Here is a 15,085-nt window from a genome sequence, read left to right on the forward strand (position 1 = left end):
AAGAAATTCTTCCATTGATCAAGGAGTACCCGATGAAAAAAGAAACGCTGAAATCTTATGCCGTGAAACTTGCCCTGTCGGCGCTGTGTGCCGTCGGTCTATATGGCGGCGGAGCGGTGGCCGCGGAGCCGCTGAAACTGACGATCACCAACTGGGCCGACGTGCTTGCGGTGGCGAATGTGGCGAAGTATGTGATGGAGAGCCAGCTTCACCAGCCGGTCCAGTTCGTTCAGGCCGATATCGGCATTCAGTATCAGGGCGTCGCGCGAGGCGACGTGGATCTGATGGTCGGTGGCTGGTTGCCGGTCACGCACGCCACGTATTACGCGCGCTACAAGAACGATATGGACGACGTCGGCATTATCTACACCGGCGGGAAAAACGGCTGGGCGGTTCCCGCCTACGTGCCTGAATCCGAACTCTCGTCGGTAGCCGATCTCAACAAACCCGAGGTCAAGAGCAAGCTCAACGGCACGATTCAAGGCATCGAACCCGGCGGCGGCCTGATGCAGGCTTCCGAAAAAACCATCAAGGACTACGACCTCGCCGGCTACAACCTGCAGTCGTCCAGTGAAGCGGGCATGCTTGCCTCGCTGCAGCGCGCGTATCAGTCGAAGCAATGGATTGTGGCGACGGTCTGGAGCCCTCACTGGCTCTTTCAGAAATGGCAGATGCGTTACCTGAAGGACCCGAAGGGCACGCTGGGTGGCGAAGAGCAGGTTCACGCGTTTGCTTCGAAGCAGTTCGCAACCCGGTTCCCGCGCGCTGATGTGTTCATGAAGCACTTCAAGCTCACGCTGGCCGATGTGGAAGCTATCGAGTTCGAGGGTAACAACTCGAATGATTACGCCACGGCGGCGAAGAAGTTTGTCGACGCGCATCCCGACAAATTGAAGGCGTGGCTTGAGCAGTAACACGGCTCGCGGGCCGGATCGGAGCGCATGAGCGTTTCGTGACGCGCCCGTCGAGAGCCTCGGAAAATCTGCTTTATGACGATCATGGAGTATGTCAGTGAACGATTTCGTTCGATTTTTCTCAGAGACGCTGCAAGACCGTGACCCGGTCATCTCCTCGGAAATCGCCCTCGAATTGCGGCGTCAACAGTCGCAGATCGAACTGATTGCGTCTGAGAACATCGTGTCCGCCGCAGTGATGGAAGCGCAGGGCACGGTGCTCACGAACAAGTATGCGGAGGGCTATCCCTCGAAGCGTTATTACGGCGGTTGCGAGCACGTCGACCGCATCGAGGCGTTGGCCATTGACCGGGTAAAAGCGCTATTCGAATGCGAATTCGCCAATGTGCAGCCGCATTCCGGCGCTCAGGCGAACGGCGCCGTCATGCTCGCGCTGCTCAAACCGGGCGACACCGTGCTCGGCATGTCGCTAGATGCGGGCGGCCATCTGACGCATGGCGCGCGTCCCGCTTTGTCCGGCAAGTGGTTCAACGCGGTTCAATACGGCGTCGATCCGGACACGTTCCTGATCGACTATGCCGAGGTTCGGCGGCTCGCCGAGACGCATCGCCCGAAGCTGATTATCGCGGGCTACTCGGCTTATCCGCGCGCGCTCGATTTCGCGAAGTTCCGCGAGATCGCCGATAGCGTCGGCGCCATGCTGATGGTCGATATGGCCCACATCGCGGGCATTGTTGCCGCTGGCCGGCACGAGAATCCCGTGCGATTCGCCGATGTCGTGACGTCCACCACTCACAAGACGCTGCGCGGTCCGCGCGGCGGCTTCATTTTGACGAACAACGCCGACGTCGCCAAAAAAATCAACTCGGCCGTTTTCCCCGGTCTGCAGGGCGGTCCGCTCATGCACGTCATCGCGGGTAAAGCGGTGGCTTTCGGCGAGGCCTTGCGTCCCGAGTTTACGAAGTACATCGACCAGGTGCTGAAAAACGCTCAGGCACTGGGGGAAGTGCTCAAGCTGGGCGGCGTGAATCTCGTCAGCGGCGGGACGGACAATCATTTGCTGCTCGTCGATCTGCGCCCGAAAGGCTTGACCGGCGCACAGGTCGAGAAAGCGCTGGAGCGGGCCGGTATCACCTGCAACAAGAACGGTATTCCGTTCGACACGCAGAGCCCCACTGTCACTTCGGGCATTCGACTCGGCACGCCCGCGGGCACGACACGTGGCTTCGGCGTCGAGCAGTTCGACGAGATCGGCACGCTCATTCTCGAGGTGTTGTCCGGCCTGGAGCAGCACCCGGCGGGCGACGAACTCGTCGAGCGCTCGGTGCGAGGCAAGGTTCGCGATCTGTGCAGCCGTTTTCCCATTTATACCCACGCCGATGCACTGGTTTGAGCCGGGTATCGCGGCGATCGAGTATCGCTGCTTCCCGTGATGTGATTTTCTGCACAAGGAGAAAGATTGATGAGCTTCGAGGGAGTACACGCACCCCTGGTGACGCCGTTCAAGCCCGACGACGAAATCGACCATGAACTGCTGGCGCAACATGCCATCGATCTGGCGGGCCGAGGCCTGGCAGGTCTCGGGATTGGCGGAACGACGGGCGAATACTACGCGCTCAGCTTCGAGGAGCGTGTTCACACGTTCCACACCGTTGCGCAAGCCGCAGGCGACAAGACGTTTCTCACCGCCGGCATCAACGCGACCACGACACGCGAAGTACTGCGGCTCGGGCACGCGGCGAAGAGCGCCGGGCTGGCGGCGCTGCTGGTGGCGGCGCCGTACTATGCGCAACCCACCCAGGACGAGTTACTGAAGCACCTGCTCGAGATCGACGACCGTCTCGACATGCCGATCATGCTGTACAACTTCCCGGCACGGACCGGCACGGAAATCGGTGACCGCATCCTGGAGGAATTGCTCGAGCGGCCGAACTTCGTCGCCATGAAAGAGAGCACTGGCGATATCGCGCACTTGCATCATCTGGCTACGCACTTCAAAAAGAAGCTCGTGCTGAGTTGCGGCATGGACGACCAGGCGCTCGAATTCTTTGCGTGGGGCGCACGGAGTTGGGTTGCGGGCGCCGCCAACTTTCTCCCTGAAGTCCACGTGGAGCTGCTCGACACCTGTGTCGGGAAGGGGGACTTCGTCGCCGGGCGAGAGTTGATGACGCAACTGCTACCGGTGCTGGAGCTTCTCGAGCGCAGCGGCAAATTCATTCAGTACGTACGCTATGGCTGTGAACTGGCAGGCCGGGCGGTGGGCAATGCGCGCGCGCCGTTGGGCGCGCTGACGGACGACGAGCGGCGCGGTTTCGCGCAGCTCGTGCAGCCGCTGCTTCGCAAGGGACGCTGAGTTGCATGGCCTCGAAACTCGAATTCGATCGCTTGCCCGCGGCGGATGGCGTCAACGGCTGGTGGGAAAGTCTGCCGCCGCCGCCGGCCGCGATCGCGCTCCACGGTGACCGACATTTTGACTTTGTAGTGGTGGGCGGCGGGATCACGGGCTTATGCGCAGCCCGGCGACTGGCGGAGCTGGCGCCGCAAGCGTCGGTCGCGCTGGTCGAGGCCGATCGCATTGGCCGCTCGACGGCGGGGCGCAATTCGGGTTTCTTCGTCGACTTGCCACACGACATCAGCAGCGAAAGCTATTCGAGAAGTGTGGACGCCGACAAGGCGGACGTGCGGATGCAGCGCCACGGCATCGACTACGTCAGGTCGGTGGTTCGCGAGCAGAAGATCCAGTGCGACTGGCGTGACGACGGCAAATACCATGCGTCCGTGAATAAACGCGGCAAGGACGCGCTCAGGCACTTTGCGGAGGGCTTGCAGCGCATCGACGAGCCGTTCGAGTGGCTGGACGAAACCGCCGTTGCGAAGGTGACCGGCACCGGGTTCTACCACGGCGCCATTTTTACGCCGGGGTGCAGCACGGTCCAACCTGCCGCGCTGATGCGAGGCCTGGCAAGGACCATGCCGTCGAACGTCGAGGTTTTCGAGTTGAGTCCGCTCAGACGGCTGGAACACGGCAGCGATGGCGCGAAGGTGCTGCGGTTCGCCGACGGCACGATAAACGCGGGCAAAGTCATTCTGTGCACCAATGCGTACGCCGCAAGCTTTGGTGAAAAACCAAACGGCTTGCTGCCGGTGTACACCTTCGCCTCGTTGAGTCGAAAGCTGACGCCGGCCGAGGTCGAGGCGCTCGGCGGCATCAAATCCTGGGCGCTGATTCCGGCCGACCCGATGGGCACGACGGTTCGTCGACTTGCCACCGATCAGATCTGTATTCGCAATCACTTCGCGTTCCGCCCGGGACTGGAGGTGTCGCCGGCCGATCTGCGCAAAGCGAAGCATCTGCACCAGCGTTCTTTCGACCGGCGCTTTCCGATGCTCAAGGAGGTGGCGCTCGACTACACGTGGGGTGGCGCGCTCTGCCTGTCGGCAAACAGCGGCGCCTTGTTCGGAAAGCGGGACGACGATCTCTATCAGGCGATCGGATGTAACGGGCTAGGTCTCAGCCGGGGTTCCGCGTCGGGAAAAGTGATCGCCGAGTACGCGCTGGGACTGTCGAACTACATGATTCAACAGCTTCTGAAACAGCCGCAACCGCGCCCGTTGCCCATGCGCCCGATTGCCGACATGGCGGTTTCCGCGGCTATCTGGGTCAAGGAGTTCTCGGCGGGCGCCGAACTTTAATCGATTGAGGACACGACATGACGACACTTGATGACTGGAAGACAAAGGCCGATGCCCTTTCTTTGGACGGCCGCGCCTTCATTGCGGGAAAGCGTTGTCCTGCGGCATCCAATGAAACATTCGCGACGTTGAATCCGTCGAACGGAAAGGTACTGGCCGATGTCGCGCGGTGCGACGCGAAAGACATCGACCGGGCCGTTGTTGCCGCGAGAGCGGCATTCGACAGCGGCGTCTGGTCGAAGGCGGCGCCTTCACATCGGAAGGCGGTGCTGCTGAAACTTGCACAGCTAATCGAAGACCATACCGACGAATTGGCGATGCTTGAAGCACTCGAAGCCGGCAAGCCGATTTCGGAATGTCTGGGGCTGGATATCCCCGAGTCCGCGGCATGCATTCGCTGGCATGCGGAAGTTACCGACAAACGATATGACGCGCTGTCGCCCTCGGGACCAGGCGTCGTCGGCATGATTACTCGCGAGCCGATTGGCGTGGTCGGCGCCGTCCTGCCATGGAATTTTCCGGCACTGATGCTGGCGTGGAAAATCGGCCCGGCGCTGTCGGTCGGCAATAGCATGATCGTGAAGCCCGCCGAGCAAACTTCGCTCGCGACGTTGCGCATCGCCGATTTTGCGCTCGAGGCCGGCGTGCCGGCGGGGGTGTTCAGCGTCGTCACCGGGTTCGGCGAGACCGCGGGCCACGCGCTTGGCGTTCACGCGGACGTCGACCTTATCGCATTTACCGGTTCGACCGAAACCGGCAAGCGTTTCCTGCGCTATTCCGCCGACACGAACCTCAAACGGGTCATCCTCGAATGCGGCGGAAAGAACCCGCAGCTTGTACTGCCGGATGTCGCGGATCTGGATGCGGTGGCGGAACAGGCCGTGGCCGCCGCGTTCTGGAATATGGGCGAGAATTGCAGCGCGGGCTCGCGTCTGCTGGTGCCCACGGGAATGAAGGCCGCGCTGCTGGAAAAAATCGAAGCGGTGCTGCAAGGCTGGAAAACCGGTCAGCCGCTGGACCCCGAGGTGAAACTGGGGGCACTGATCGAACAGACGCACTATGAGAAGGTGCTCGGTCACATCGAGAAGGCGAAGCACGAAGGCGCGCGACTCGTGCGGGGCGGTCACGCCGTGTTCGTCGAAAGTGGCGGCTGGTACGTCGAGCCGACGATCTTCGACAACGTGACGCCCGGCATGAGTCTCGCCAGCGAAGAAATCTTCGGCCCGGTGCTTTGCGTGATCGAATACCGCGACATCGACGAGGCGGTCGAGATCGCCAACGACACGTGTTACGGGCTGGCGGCGTCGCTGTGGACGGACAACGTCAACCATGCGCACAAGATCGCGGCCCGAATCCGCGCGGGGACGGTCACGGTGAACTGTTTCGGCGAGGGTGACCTGTCCACCCCGTTCGGCGGTTTCAAGCAGTCAGGTTTTGGCGGCCGCGACAAATCGGTGTACGCACACGACCAGTATTGCGAGCTGAAGACGACCTGGCTCAAGCTCGCCTGAAGCGGGAGAGCGCTCATTGCCCGCGAATACCGGGCAGCTAACCATTGGCGACGCGGTAGGGGATGAACCTGCACCGCGTGTCATCAGATCGAGAGACCATGCGACTCGGATTCATTGGTACAGGCACGATTACACGCGCTGTCGTGACGGGGCTGATTCATGTCGGCGCGCCCTTCGAGCATATCTGCCTTTCACCGCGCAACGCCGATGTCGGCATCGCGCTGGCGGCACTCGATCCACGTATTTCGGTCTGCGGGACAAACCAGCAGGTGCTCGACGCCAGTGACGTGGTGTGTCTCGCCGTCGTGCCGACCATTGCACCGGAGGTGCTCGGCGCGCTCGAGTTCGAGGCGCGTCATCACGTCGTCAGTTTCATTGCGGGCGTGTCGCTGGCAGCCTTGCAGCGGATGGTCGGCGCGGCGGACGCAATCGTGCGCGCGGTACCGTTGCCGGCCGTGGCCGCAGGGATGGGAAGCACGGCCATTTGCCCGCCGGATGAGATCACGCGCCGGCTTTTTTCCTGGCTCGGCACGCCGGTCGAAGTGAGCGACGAAAGAAAGTTCGATGCGCTGTCGGCGGTGACGGCGACCATGGCGAGCTTCTACGCCGTCCTCGACACCCAGGCAGAATGGCTGGTGCAGCAAGGAATCGACCACGACTCGGCGCGAGCCTACCTTGGTGGCTACTGCAGGGGGCTCGCCCATGAAACGTCGGAGAGCGGAGCATCGTTCTCCGCGTTGGTTGCGGCGTCCATGACGCCTGGGGGCATCAATGAACAGCTTCACAACGAGTTGTCGGTCAAGGGCACGTACTCGCACTATCGCGAGGCGCTCGACCATGTGCTCAGGCGTGTGGAAGGACGCTAGCAGGCCGTCGGTGTAAAGTTTGAGAGTCCGCCCACAGGCGGTTTGCCGTCTTTCCGGATTCGACCGCCTTGAAGGTGAGGACGATGCAGAAGAAACAACTATTCGCCGACAGGTTGCTCGCGCAAATGCCGTCGTTACGCGCGTTGCGCTGTTTCGTGACGGCTGCTCGCTACGAGAGTTTCACGCAGGCCGCCGAAGTGTTATGCGTGACACAGGCCGCTATCAGCAGACAAATCAAGGAGCTCGAGGATACGCTCGACGTCGCGCTGTTCGAGCGGACCGGGCGGCACATCGCGCTGACGGATTCGGGCCGCATCCTTTACAACGCCTCGTATCTCTCGATCATGAATATCGCCGAGGCGGCCGAGGTTGTGCGGCGCTCCGACAAGCAGGCGTTGAACATTTACGTCTCTCACACGTTTTCCGCGTTGTGGCTGTCGTCACGGCTGCCGCGTTTGCGCAAGCGGTTTCCGGAAATAAAACTCAACGTGACCGTCACCGAGCACTTCATGGAGCTCGACGACCTCATGCAGCCTGATGTCATCATTACCAAGAATCCACCGCGCGAACTGCAATACGACGTGGAGCCGCTCTTTCACGATGTCGTGTACCCGGTGTGCAGCCAGGCTTTCTTCGAACGCCACTTTCAGGGCAAGGCGCTGAAGCCGCTCGACTTGCTGACGGAGCCTACGCTCAACCTCTCCCTGCTCGGCCGCGCCCAGGTTTGCGAACACGTCGACTGGCGTGTCTGGCGCAACTGGTTCCAGCAAGGTGATGGCTCGGACCGCTACGCGCCGGGCGAGCACTTCGAGAGTAATGACTACCGGCTGCTCGTTTCGTTGGCGGAAGCGGGAGAAGGGACGCTGCTGGGCTGGCATCACCTGGTGCACCGTCAAATCGACCAGGGGCTTCTGGTGCGGCCGGTGCGCGATTCTCTGGTCTTTCAGGACCGGCATCATTACGTCATTACGCACAAGAACGCAAAAAGCCGGCCCGAGTACCTGAAGTTCAGACAATGGATCGCGGAAGAAGTCGACGACATGATGAAAGGTTGGCCAAAGGCGGCGGACGGCGCAGCGCAGCCGGTCATTCAACTTGCTCAATGATCGTTCGGCGCCGATCCGCTTTGGGATCGTCCTACTGCCGAACTTCACGTTGACGGCCTTCTCGGGATTCGTCGACCTGCTTCGACTCGCCAGCGATCGGCTAAATCGCCATATGCCCGATCCACTTTTGTTATCACCCCCTCCAATACTCGGATTGTTAGCACATCGCCCCGCTCGTATATTGGCCGGACAGTGAGCAGCAAGCTCACCCAGCCCATGGATAAAAACACAATGGCAAGCCGCCCGGCTTGCCCCAGGAGCACAGCGATGAATCGGATCGATCTGGAGGGACGCGTGGTCGCCATTACCGGCGGCGCGCGTGGTATCGGCTACGCGGTGGCGCAACGGGCGCTGAACTCGGGCGCCTCCGTCGCGCTCTGGGACGTCGACGCGGACCGTCTCGCGCGCAGCCAGCGCGAGCTGAGCGAACTCGGCAAAGTCACCGCCGTCAGCGTCGAACTCACGCAGGAAGCTGCGGTCGCCGAAGCGGTCGCGCAAACCGTCGCCGCGCACGGCGCGATCGACGTGCTGATCAATTGCGCCGGCATCACCGGCGGCAACGGCGCGACGTGGGAACTGGCGCCCGACGTGTGGCGCCGCGTGATCGACGTCAACCTGATCGGCCCGTATCTCACCTGCCGCGCGGTCGTGCCGCAAATGCTCAAACAGGGCTATGGACGCATCGTCAATATCGCCTCGGTGGCCGGCAAGGAAGGCAATCCCAACGCCTCCCATTACAGTGCTTCGAAGGCGGGCCTTATCGGCCTGACCAAATCGCTCGGCAAGGAACTCGCGACGAAGAACATTCTGGTCAACGCCGTCACGCCCGCCGCGGCCAAGACCGAAATCTTCGATTCGATGTCGCAACAACATATCGACTACATGCTGTCGAAGATTCCAATGAATCGTTTCCTGTTGCCGGAAGAAGCGGCCTCGCTGATTTTGTGGCTGTCGTCGGAAGACTGCGCGTTCAGCACGGGCTCGGTGTTCGATCTGTCCGGCGGCCGCGCAACTTACTGAGCCGCTGCAGCGCAAGGCAGCAATCGCCGCATCCGTACGACCCGCCGCACTCAAGATAAAAGCGCGTAGCCGCCGCCCGCCGGCGAGCTTCGCGAAGGAGACGACATGGACCCGCAGGCGAACATTTCGCTGGAGGCGATCAACCGCAAGGTCATGCGCCGGCTGTTGCCGTTTCTCCTGCTGATGTACGTGCTGGCGTTTCTCGACCGCGCCAATATCGGTTTTGCACAGAAGGCGCTGCAACACGATACGGGTTTGTCGAACGCAGCGTTCGCGTTTGGCGCGGGCGTGTTCTTCGTCGGCTACGCGCTGTTCGAGGTGCCGAGCAATCTGCTGTTGCATCGCTTCGGCGCACGCGTCTGGATGTGTCGGATCATGGTTACGTGGGGCCTCGTGTCAGCGTCGATGTGTCTGGCTAACACGGCCACCACGTTCTACGCGCTGCGCTTCCTGCTCGGCGTTGCCGAAGCGGGTTTTTTTCCTGGCGTGATCTATTACCTGACTCACTGGTTTCCGCAACGCGCGCGAGCGCGGGCCGTCGGCGTGTTTTATTTCGGTGCGCCGCTGGCGTTTATCTTCGGCGGTCCGTTGTCGGGCTCGCTGCTCGAATTGCATGGCGCGTGGGGTCTCGCCGGCTGGCAATGGCTCTTTCTGGTGGAAGGCGTATTGGCGTCGGCGGTGGGCGTGTGGGCGTTCTGGTATCTCGACAACCGTCCCGACGAAGCGCAATGGCTCGATCCGCAAGAGCGCGCCAGTCTGCGTGCAGCACTCGAAGACGATGCGCGCGCCGCGTCGGCGCATGGGCCGCATCGCATTCTCGCTGCGCTGGTGGATCGTCGCGTGTTGCTGCTGTCGGCGATCTATCTGCTGATTCAGATGAGCGTGTATGGCGTGATCTTCTATCTGCCGCAACAGGTCGCCGCATTGCTCGGGACGACCGTCGGTTTGCGCGTGGGGCTCGTTGCCGCTTTGCCGTGGTTGTGCGCGTTGGCCGTCACCTGGTACGTGCCGCGACGCGCGGATCGCACAGGCGGACATCGGCGTTGGGCGGTTGCTCTGCTGGTGCTCGCCGGGCTCGGCATCGCCGCGTCGGGACTCGCGCATAACCCGGTGCTCGGGCTGATTGCCTTGTGTGGCGCGGCGAGTGGTTTCATCGCTGCGCAACCGCTGTTCTGGACGTTTCCGACTCGCACGCTCACGGGCGCCGCGGCTGCCGGCGGCATCGCGTTGATCAATTCGCTCGGCGGCCTCGGCGGTTTCTTCGCGCCGAGCTTGCGCACCGCGGCGGAACGCGCGTTTTCGTCGACGTCGGCGGGACTAGTGGTGCTGGGCGTGTCCAGTCTGCTCGCCGCGCTGCTGATCGGCACGCTGTTGCGCCGCGACGCGAGCGGAGCGAACGATTCCTTCCAAACCTTATTGCATCGCGCCCGCTAGGCGCATTGTCGGCCGCTGCTTTGTCGACGCACTCATAACGGAGCCTCTCTCATGGCCATGCCCACTATCCGGCACGTGCGTGCCTTCACTGTTCGCGGCGGCGGAGCGGACTATCACGATCAACCCGGCGGACACTGGATCGACGATCATATTTCCACGCCGATGGCGCGTTATCCGGAGTACCGGCAGAGCCGTCAGTCGTTCGGAATCAACGTGCTCGGCACACTGGTCGTGGAGATCGAAGCCAGCGACGGCACGGTCGGCTTTGCGGTAACCACCGGCGGCGAGATCGGCGCGTTTATCGTCGAGAAACATCTCGCGCGTTTTCTCGAAGGGCAACTCGTGACCGACATCGAGAAGATGTGGGACCAGATGTACTTCTCGACGTTGTATTACGGCCGCAAGGGTGTGGTGCTCAATACCATTTCAGGCGTCGATCTCGCCCTGTGGGATCTGCTCGCGAAGGTGCGCAAGGAGCCGGTGTACCAACTATTGGGCGGCCCGGTTCGCGACGAACTCGTGTTCTATGCGACCGGCGCGCGTCCGGATCTCGCGAAGGAGATGGGTTTCATCGGCGGCAAGCTGCCGTTGCAACATGGACCCGCTGAAGGCGAGGCCGGCCTCAAAAAGAATCTCGACAAACTTGCCGACATGCGCAGCCGCGTCGGCGACGACTTCTGGCTGATGTACGACTGCTGGATGAGCCTTGACGTGCCGTACGCAACGCGCTTCGCACACGCGGCGCACGAGTACGGCCTGAAGTGGATCGAAGAAGCGCTGCCGCCCGACGACTACTGGGGTTACGCCGAACTGCGCCGCAACGTGCCGCGCGGCATGATGGTGTCGACCGGCGAGCATGAAGCGACCCGGTGGGGTTTCCGCATGTTGCTGGAGATGCAATGCTGCGATCTGATTCAGCCTGATGTCGGCTGGTGCGGCGGCATGACCGAATTGATCAAGATTTCCGCACTGGCCGATGCTCACAATGTGATGGTCGTGCCGCACGGTTCGTCGGTGTACAGCTATCACTTCGTGGTCACGCGGCACAACTCGCCGTTCGCCGAGTTTCTGATGATGGCGCCCGAAGCCGACGAAGTCGTGCCGATGTTCACGCCGCTGCTGCTCGACGAACCCGTGCCCGTGAATGGACGCATGAAAGTGCCGGACACACCGGGCTTTGGTGTGAGACTGAATCCGGAGTGCGCGCTGGTGCGGCCCTATCCGCGTTAAACGCACACCGTGTGCGCTGCGATCGAAAAGGAGAATGACGTGCTGCTCAAGGACAAGGTCGTGATCGTCACCGGCGGTTCCAGAGGCATCGGCCGCGCGATAGCGGTTGCGTGCGCAACCGAAGGTGCGGACGTGGCGATCAACTACTGGGGCGATAACGACGCATCGTACGGACGCCGTTCGGCGGTCGCGGAGGTCGTCGAGGAAATCGAGGCGCTCGGGCGGCGCGTGATCGCGATCGAGGGCAACGTCGCCGCGCGCGAAACCGGCCAGGAGCTGGTGCGTGATACGGTGGCGGCCTTCGGCAAAGTCGACGTGCTCGCCAGCAATGCCGGCATCTGTCCGTTTCACGCGTTTCTCGACATGCCGCCGGAGATTCTGGAGTCGACGGTCGCGGTCAATCTGAATGGCGCGTTCTACGTCACGCAAGCCGCCGCGCAGCAGATGAAAGCGCAGGGCACGGGTGGCGCGATCGTCGCGACCAGTTCGATCAGCGCGCTGGTGGGCGGCGGTATGCAGACCCATTACACGCCGACCAAAGCCGGCGTGCATTCGCTGATGCAATCTTGCGCGGTGGCGTTGGGCCCGTACGGCATTCGCTGCAATTCGGTGATGCCCGGCACCATTGCCACCGACCTGAACTCCGAAGATCTCGCCGACGAAGCGAAGAAAGCCTATTTCGAAAAGCGCATTCCACTGGGCCGCCTAGGTCGCCCGGAAGACGTGGCCGATTGCGTGGTGTTCCTCGCCTCCGACCGCGCGCGCTACGTCACCGGCGCCGCGCTGCTGGTGGACGGCGGCCTGTTCGTCAACCTGCAATAACGCGCCGTGCCGATACCGATGCGACCGCCTTCAATTCACCGGAACCGAAACAGTTGCGGAGGGCGGCGCGGACGCGCTATCGACATCATTGCGAGCGAGCTTGCGCGAGAAACCGCGCAGCAGATCAATGAAACGCAGCGCCGGTTCGGCGAGCGGTTCTTCCTTGCGCGTGAGAATACCGAACCCCGCCAGACTCTTGCCGATCTCGAGCGGCAACGCGACCAGCAGCTTGCCGCGCAAATGATCGCGCACTACCGACTCCGGCAGCATGGCCACCGCATCGTAATTCTCGAGCAATTGCAGCGTCGCGAAGATCGACGCGCATTCGGTCAGGTTGACCGGTGTGGCCAGTCCCGCACGCGCGAGTTCTTCTTCGAACAGCACACGCGCCGGGCTGGTAACCGGTTGCGCGACCCACGGCCAGTCGATCAACTCACTCAGCGTGATGCGCGCGCGCTCAGCCAGCGGATGCACCGCGCGCACCACCAGCAGCAAGGTTTCGCGCGCCAGCGGCTCGAAACTGAAATCGTTGTGCTGGAGAGGATTGGTCAGACGCCCGAGCGCCAGATCCACTTCGCGGCGATGCAGCAATTGCACGACCTGGTCGCTGGTTTCGCCGAGAATCCGCACGTTCAGCAGCGGGCTTTCGGTTTTCAGCGCGGCGACCGACATGGCAAGCAGATCGGGCGCGGCACCCATGATCGCGCCGACGGTCAGCTGTCCGTGTCCGCCACGGCGTTTGACCTCGAGATCTTCGGCGAAGCGGGTCAACTCGGCCAGCGCGCGCCGCGCGTAAGCGAGCGTCACGACACCGAGCGGTGTGGGCGTCATGCCGCGCGCGTTGCGCTCGAACAGCAGAAAGCCGAACGCTTCCTCGATATCGCCGAGCATGCGGCTCGCGCTCGGCTGGGCGACGTTGATCGCCTCGGCGGCTTGATGGAGGTTGCGGGCGTCGTCGAGCGCGACGAGCAACGCGAGATGTTTGAACTTGAGCCGATTGACGAGTGCGACGGCAGCGGAGTGTTGGCTCATGGCTCTGTGCGATTCGGTTTGTGGATCGCCCAATCCCAACAACGGATTGAGATGCTATCGACGCAGGAATTATAGTCGCATCAGACGCTGGGCCGCATCGCCGGAAAAGCGCCCGAATACGATGGGAGACAAGCCGCAATGGAGACAATCGCTTTCCGGATGGTGCTCAACCCCGGCATGCGCGAGGAATACGAACGACGTCATGCGCAAATCTGGCCCGAACTGGTTGACGCATTGCACAACGCCGGCGTGCGCGAGTACCGGATTTTCTTCGACGCGGACACGCATCACCTGTTCGCCATCCTCACGCGCACCTCGCATCACACCATGAACGACCTGCCGCAGCTCGACGTGATGCGCAAATGGTGGGATTACATGGCCGACATCATGCAAACCGCGCCGGACCACACGCCGTTTCAACAGCCGCTCGAACCGGTCTTTCATCTGAACTCGCTGAGCTTGACGTGATCCGATGAACGCGCCTCTCTCAACAGGCTCGCCACGATCAACACCGCACGGAGAAACGCGCATGCAGGTGGTCGATTCGCATATCCATTTGTGGGATCTGAAAACGCATCGCTATCCATGGCTGGAGAACCCGGGCGTGTCGTTCGTCGGCGACGCGCGCGAGTTGAAACACGACTACCTGCTCGACGATCTTCTAGGCGAAGCGGGCGACATCGAGGTGCTGAAAGTGGTGCACGTCGAGGCGAATCACGATCCCGCCGATCCGGTTGCAGAAACGCGCTGGTTGCAGTCCGTGGCGGACCACGCCGAATCGCGCGGCATGCCGAACGCGATCGTCGCCGCGGTGGATCTGTCCGCGCCGAATGCACCGGCGCTTCTCGAAGCGCACGCGACATTCGCCAATACGCGCGGCATCCGCCAGATATTGAACGTGCACGACAACAAGCTGTTCGATTACGTCGGCCGTCATTACATGCGCGAACCGAGGTGGCGTGAGCACTTTGCGTTGCTGCGCCGTTACGACATGTCGTTCGATCTGCAACTGTATCCGTCACAGATGGAAGATGCAGCGGCACTGGCGCGCGCTCACAGCGACACACTCTTTATCGTCAACCATGCGGGCATGTTCGTGGATCGCGACAGCGTGGCCGGCTATCGCGCGTGGCGCGACGGCATGCGCCTGCTTGCCGGCTGCGGGAATATCGCCGTGAAGATCAGCGGACTGGCCATGTTCGATCACCAGTGGACCATTGAAAGTCTGCGGCCCTACGTGCTCGAAACGATCGATACGTTCGGCGTGGAACGAGCCATGTTCGCGTCGAACTTTCCGGTCGACCGCCTGTTCGGTTCTTACGCGGATTTGTGGCACGCGTATGCGTCGATTGTCGACGGCGCGAGTGTCACGGAAAAAGAGGCGCTGTTTCGCCGCAATGCGGAACGTTGCTACCGCATTTAATGCATTCATTGCATACGGTGCGATCGGCTAGAGA

General features: G+C 62.0%; 14 protein-coding genes. 13 read left to right on the forward strand and 1 reads right to left on the reverse strand.

The window, feature by feature from the left end; genetic code table 11:
- Positions 1-32: 32 nt before the first annotated feature.
- From B0G83_RS05305 to B0G83_RS05360, 11 genes are all read left to right on the forward strand, one after another.
- Positions 33-914: a glycine betaine ABC transporter substrate-binding protein gene (locus tag B0G83_RS05305; RefSeq protein ID WP_105506327.1), complete on the forward strand. Its 882-nt coding sequence runs from the start codon at positions 33-35 to the stop codon at positions 912-914.
- Positions 915-1,005: 91 nt separating this feature from the next.
- A complete protein-coding gene (gene glyA, locus B0G83_RS05310; RefSeq protein ID WP_181156701.1) occupies positions 1,006-2,307 on the forward strand; it encodes a serine hydroxymethyltransferase in 1,302 nt (433 codons plus the stop codon).
- 69 nt (positions 2,308-2,376) lie between these two features.
- Positions 2,377-3,267, forward strand: coding sequence for a dihydrodipicolinate synthase family protein (locus B0G83_RS05315; protein WP_105506328.1), 891 nt, complete (start codon positions 2,377-2,379; stop codon positions 3,265-3,267).
- 5 nt (positions 3,268-3,272) lie between these two features.
- Positions 3,273-4,607, forward strand: coding sequence for an FAD-binding oxidoreductase (locus tag B0G83_RS05320; RefSeq protein WP_105506329.1), 1,335 nt, complete (start codon positions 3,273-3,275; stop codon positions 4,605-4,607).
- A 17-nt stretch (positions 4,608-4,624) separates the two neighbouring features.
- A complete protein-coding gene (locus B0G83_RS05325) occupies positions 4,625-6,118 on the forward strand; it encodes an aldehyde dehydrogenase (protein ID WP_105506330.1) in 1,494 nt (497 codons plus the stop codon).
- A gap of 98 nt (positions 6,119-6,216) precedes the next feature.
- Positions 6,217-6,984 carry a pyrroline-5-carboxylate reductase gene (locus B0G83_RS05330; RefSeq protein ID WP_105506331.1) on the forward strand — a complete coding sequence of 256 codons (768 nt, stop codon included), beginning with the start codon at positions 6,217-6,219 and terminating at the stop codon, positions 6,982-6,984.
- A gap of 83 nt (positions 6,985-7,067) precedes the next feature.
- On the forward strand, positions 7,068-8,090 hold the full coding sequence (locus B0G83_RS05335) for a LysR substrate-binding domain-containing protein (protein WP_105506332.1): 1,023 nt from the start codon (positions 7,068-7,070) through the stop codon (positions 8,088-8,090).
- 267 nt (positions 8,091-8,357) lie between these two features.
- Positions 8,358-9,110 carry an SDR family NAD(P)-dependent oxidoreductase gene (locus tag B0G83_RS05345; protein ID WP_105506334.1) on the forward strand — a complete coding sequence of 251 codons (753 nt, stop codon included), beginning with the start codon at positions 8,358-8,360 and terminating at the stop codon, positions 9,108-9,110.
- A gap of 105 nt (positions 9,111-9,215) precedes the next feature.
- Positions 9,216-10,544, forward strand: a complete 1,329-nt coding sequence (locus B0G83_RS05350; protein WP_105506335.1) for an MFS transporter — start codon at positions 9,216-9,218, stop codon at positions 10,542-10,544.
- A gap of 51 nt (positions 10,545-10,595) precedes the next feature.
- Complete coding sequence (gene rhmD / locus B0G83_RS05355; RefSeq protein ID WP_105506336.1) at positions 10,596-11,774, forward strand: L-rhamnonate dehydratase; 1,179 nt, start codon at positions 10,596-10,598, stop codon at positions 11,772-11,774.
- Between the two features lie 39 nt (positions 11,775-11,813).
- Positions 11,814-12,596, forward strand: coding sequence for an SDR family NAD(P)-dependent oxidoreductase (locus tag B0G83_RS05360; RefSeq protein ID WP_105506598.1), 783 nt, complete (start codon positions 11,814-11,816; stop codon positions 12,594-12,596).
- A 30-nt stretch (positions 12,597-12,626) separates the two neighbouring features.
- Here the strand turns inward: B0G83_RS05360 and B0G83_RS05365 are convergent, their stop codons facing one another.
- Entirely contained in the window at positions 12,627-13,628 is a 1,002-nt protein-coding gene (locus B0G83_RS05365) for a LysR family transcriptional regulator (RefSeq protein ID WP_105506337.1), read from the reverse strand.
- A gap of 138 nt (positions 13,629-13,766) precedes the next feature.
- Here B0G83_RS05365 and rhaM point away from each other — a divergent pair, with 138 nt between their 5' ends.
- Together rhaM and B0G83_RS05375 are read left to right on the forward strand one after the other, a co-directional pair.
- Positions 13,767-14,096 (forward strand): L-rhamnose mutarotase, encoded by a 330-nt coding sequence (rhaM, locus tag B0G83_RS05370; RefSeq protein ID WP_105506338.1) that lies wholly within the window; start codon positions 13,767-13,769, stop codon positions 14,094-14,096.
- A gap of 61 nt (positions 14,097-14,157) precedes the next feature.
- On the forward strand, positions 14,158-15,051 hold the full coding sequence (locus B0G83_RS05375; RefSeq protein WP_105506339.1) for an amidohydrolase: 894 nt from the start codon (positions 14,158-14,160) through the stop codon (positions 15,049-15,051).
- The last annotated feature ends 34 nt before the right edge of the window (positions 15,052-15,085 follow it).

Origin of the sequence: Paraburkholderia sp. BL21I4N1 (assembly GCF_002973525.1) — a bacterium.
Lineage (GTDB): Bacteria > Pseudomonadota > Gammaproteobacteria > Burkholderiales > Burkholderiaceae > Paraburkholderia.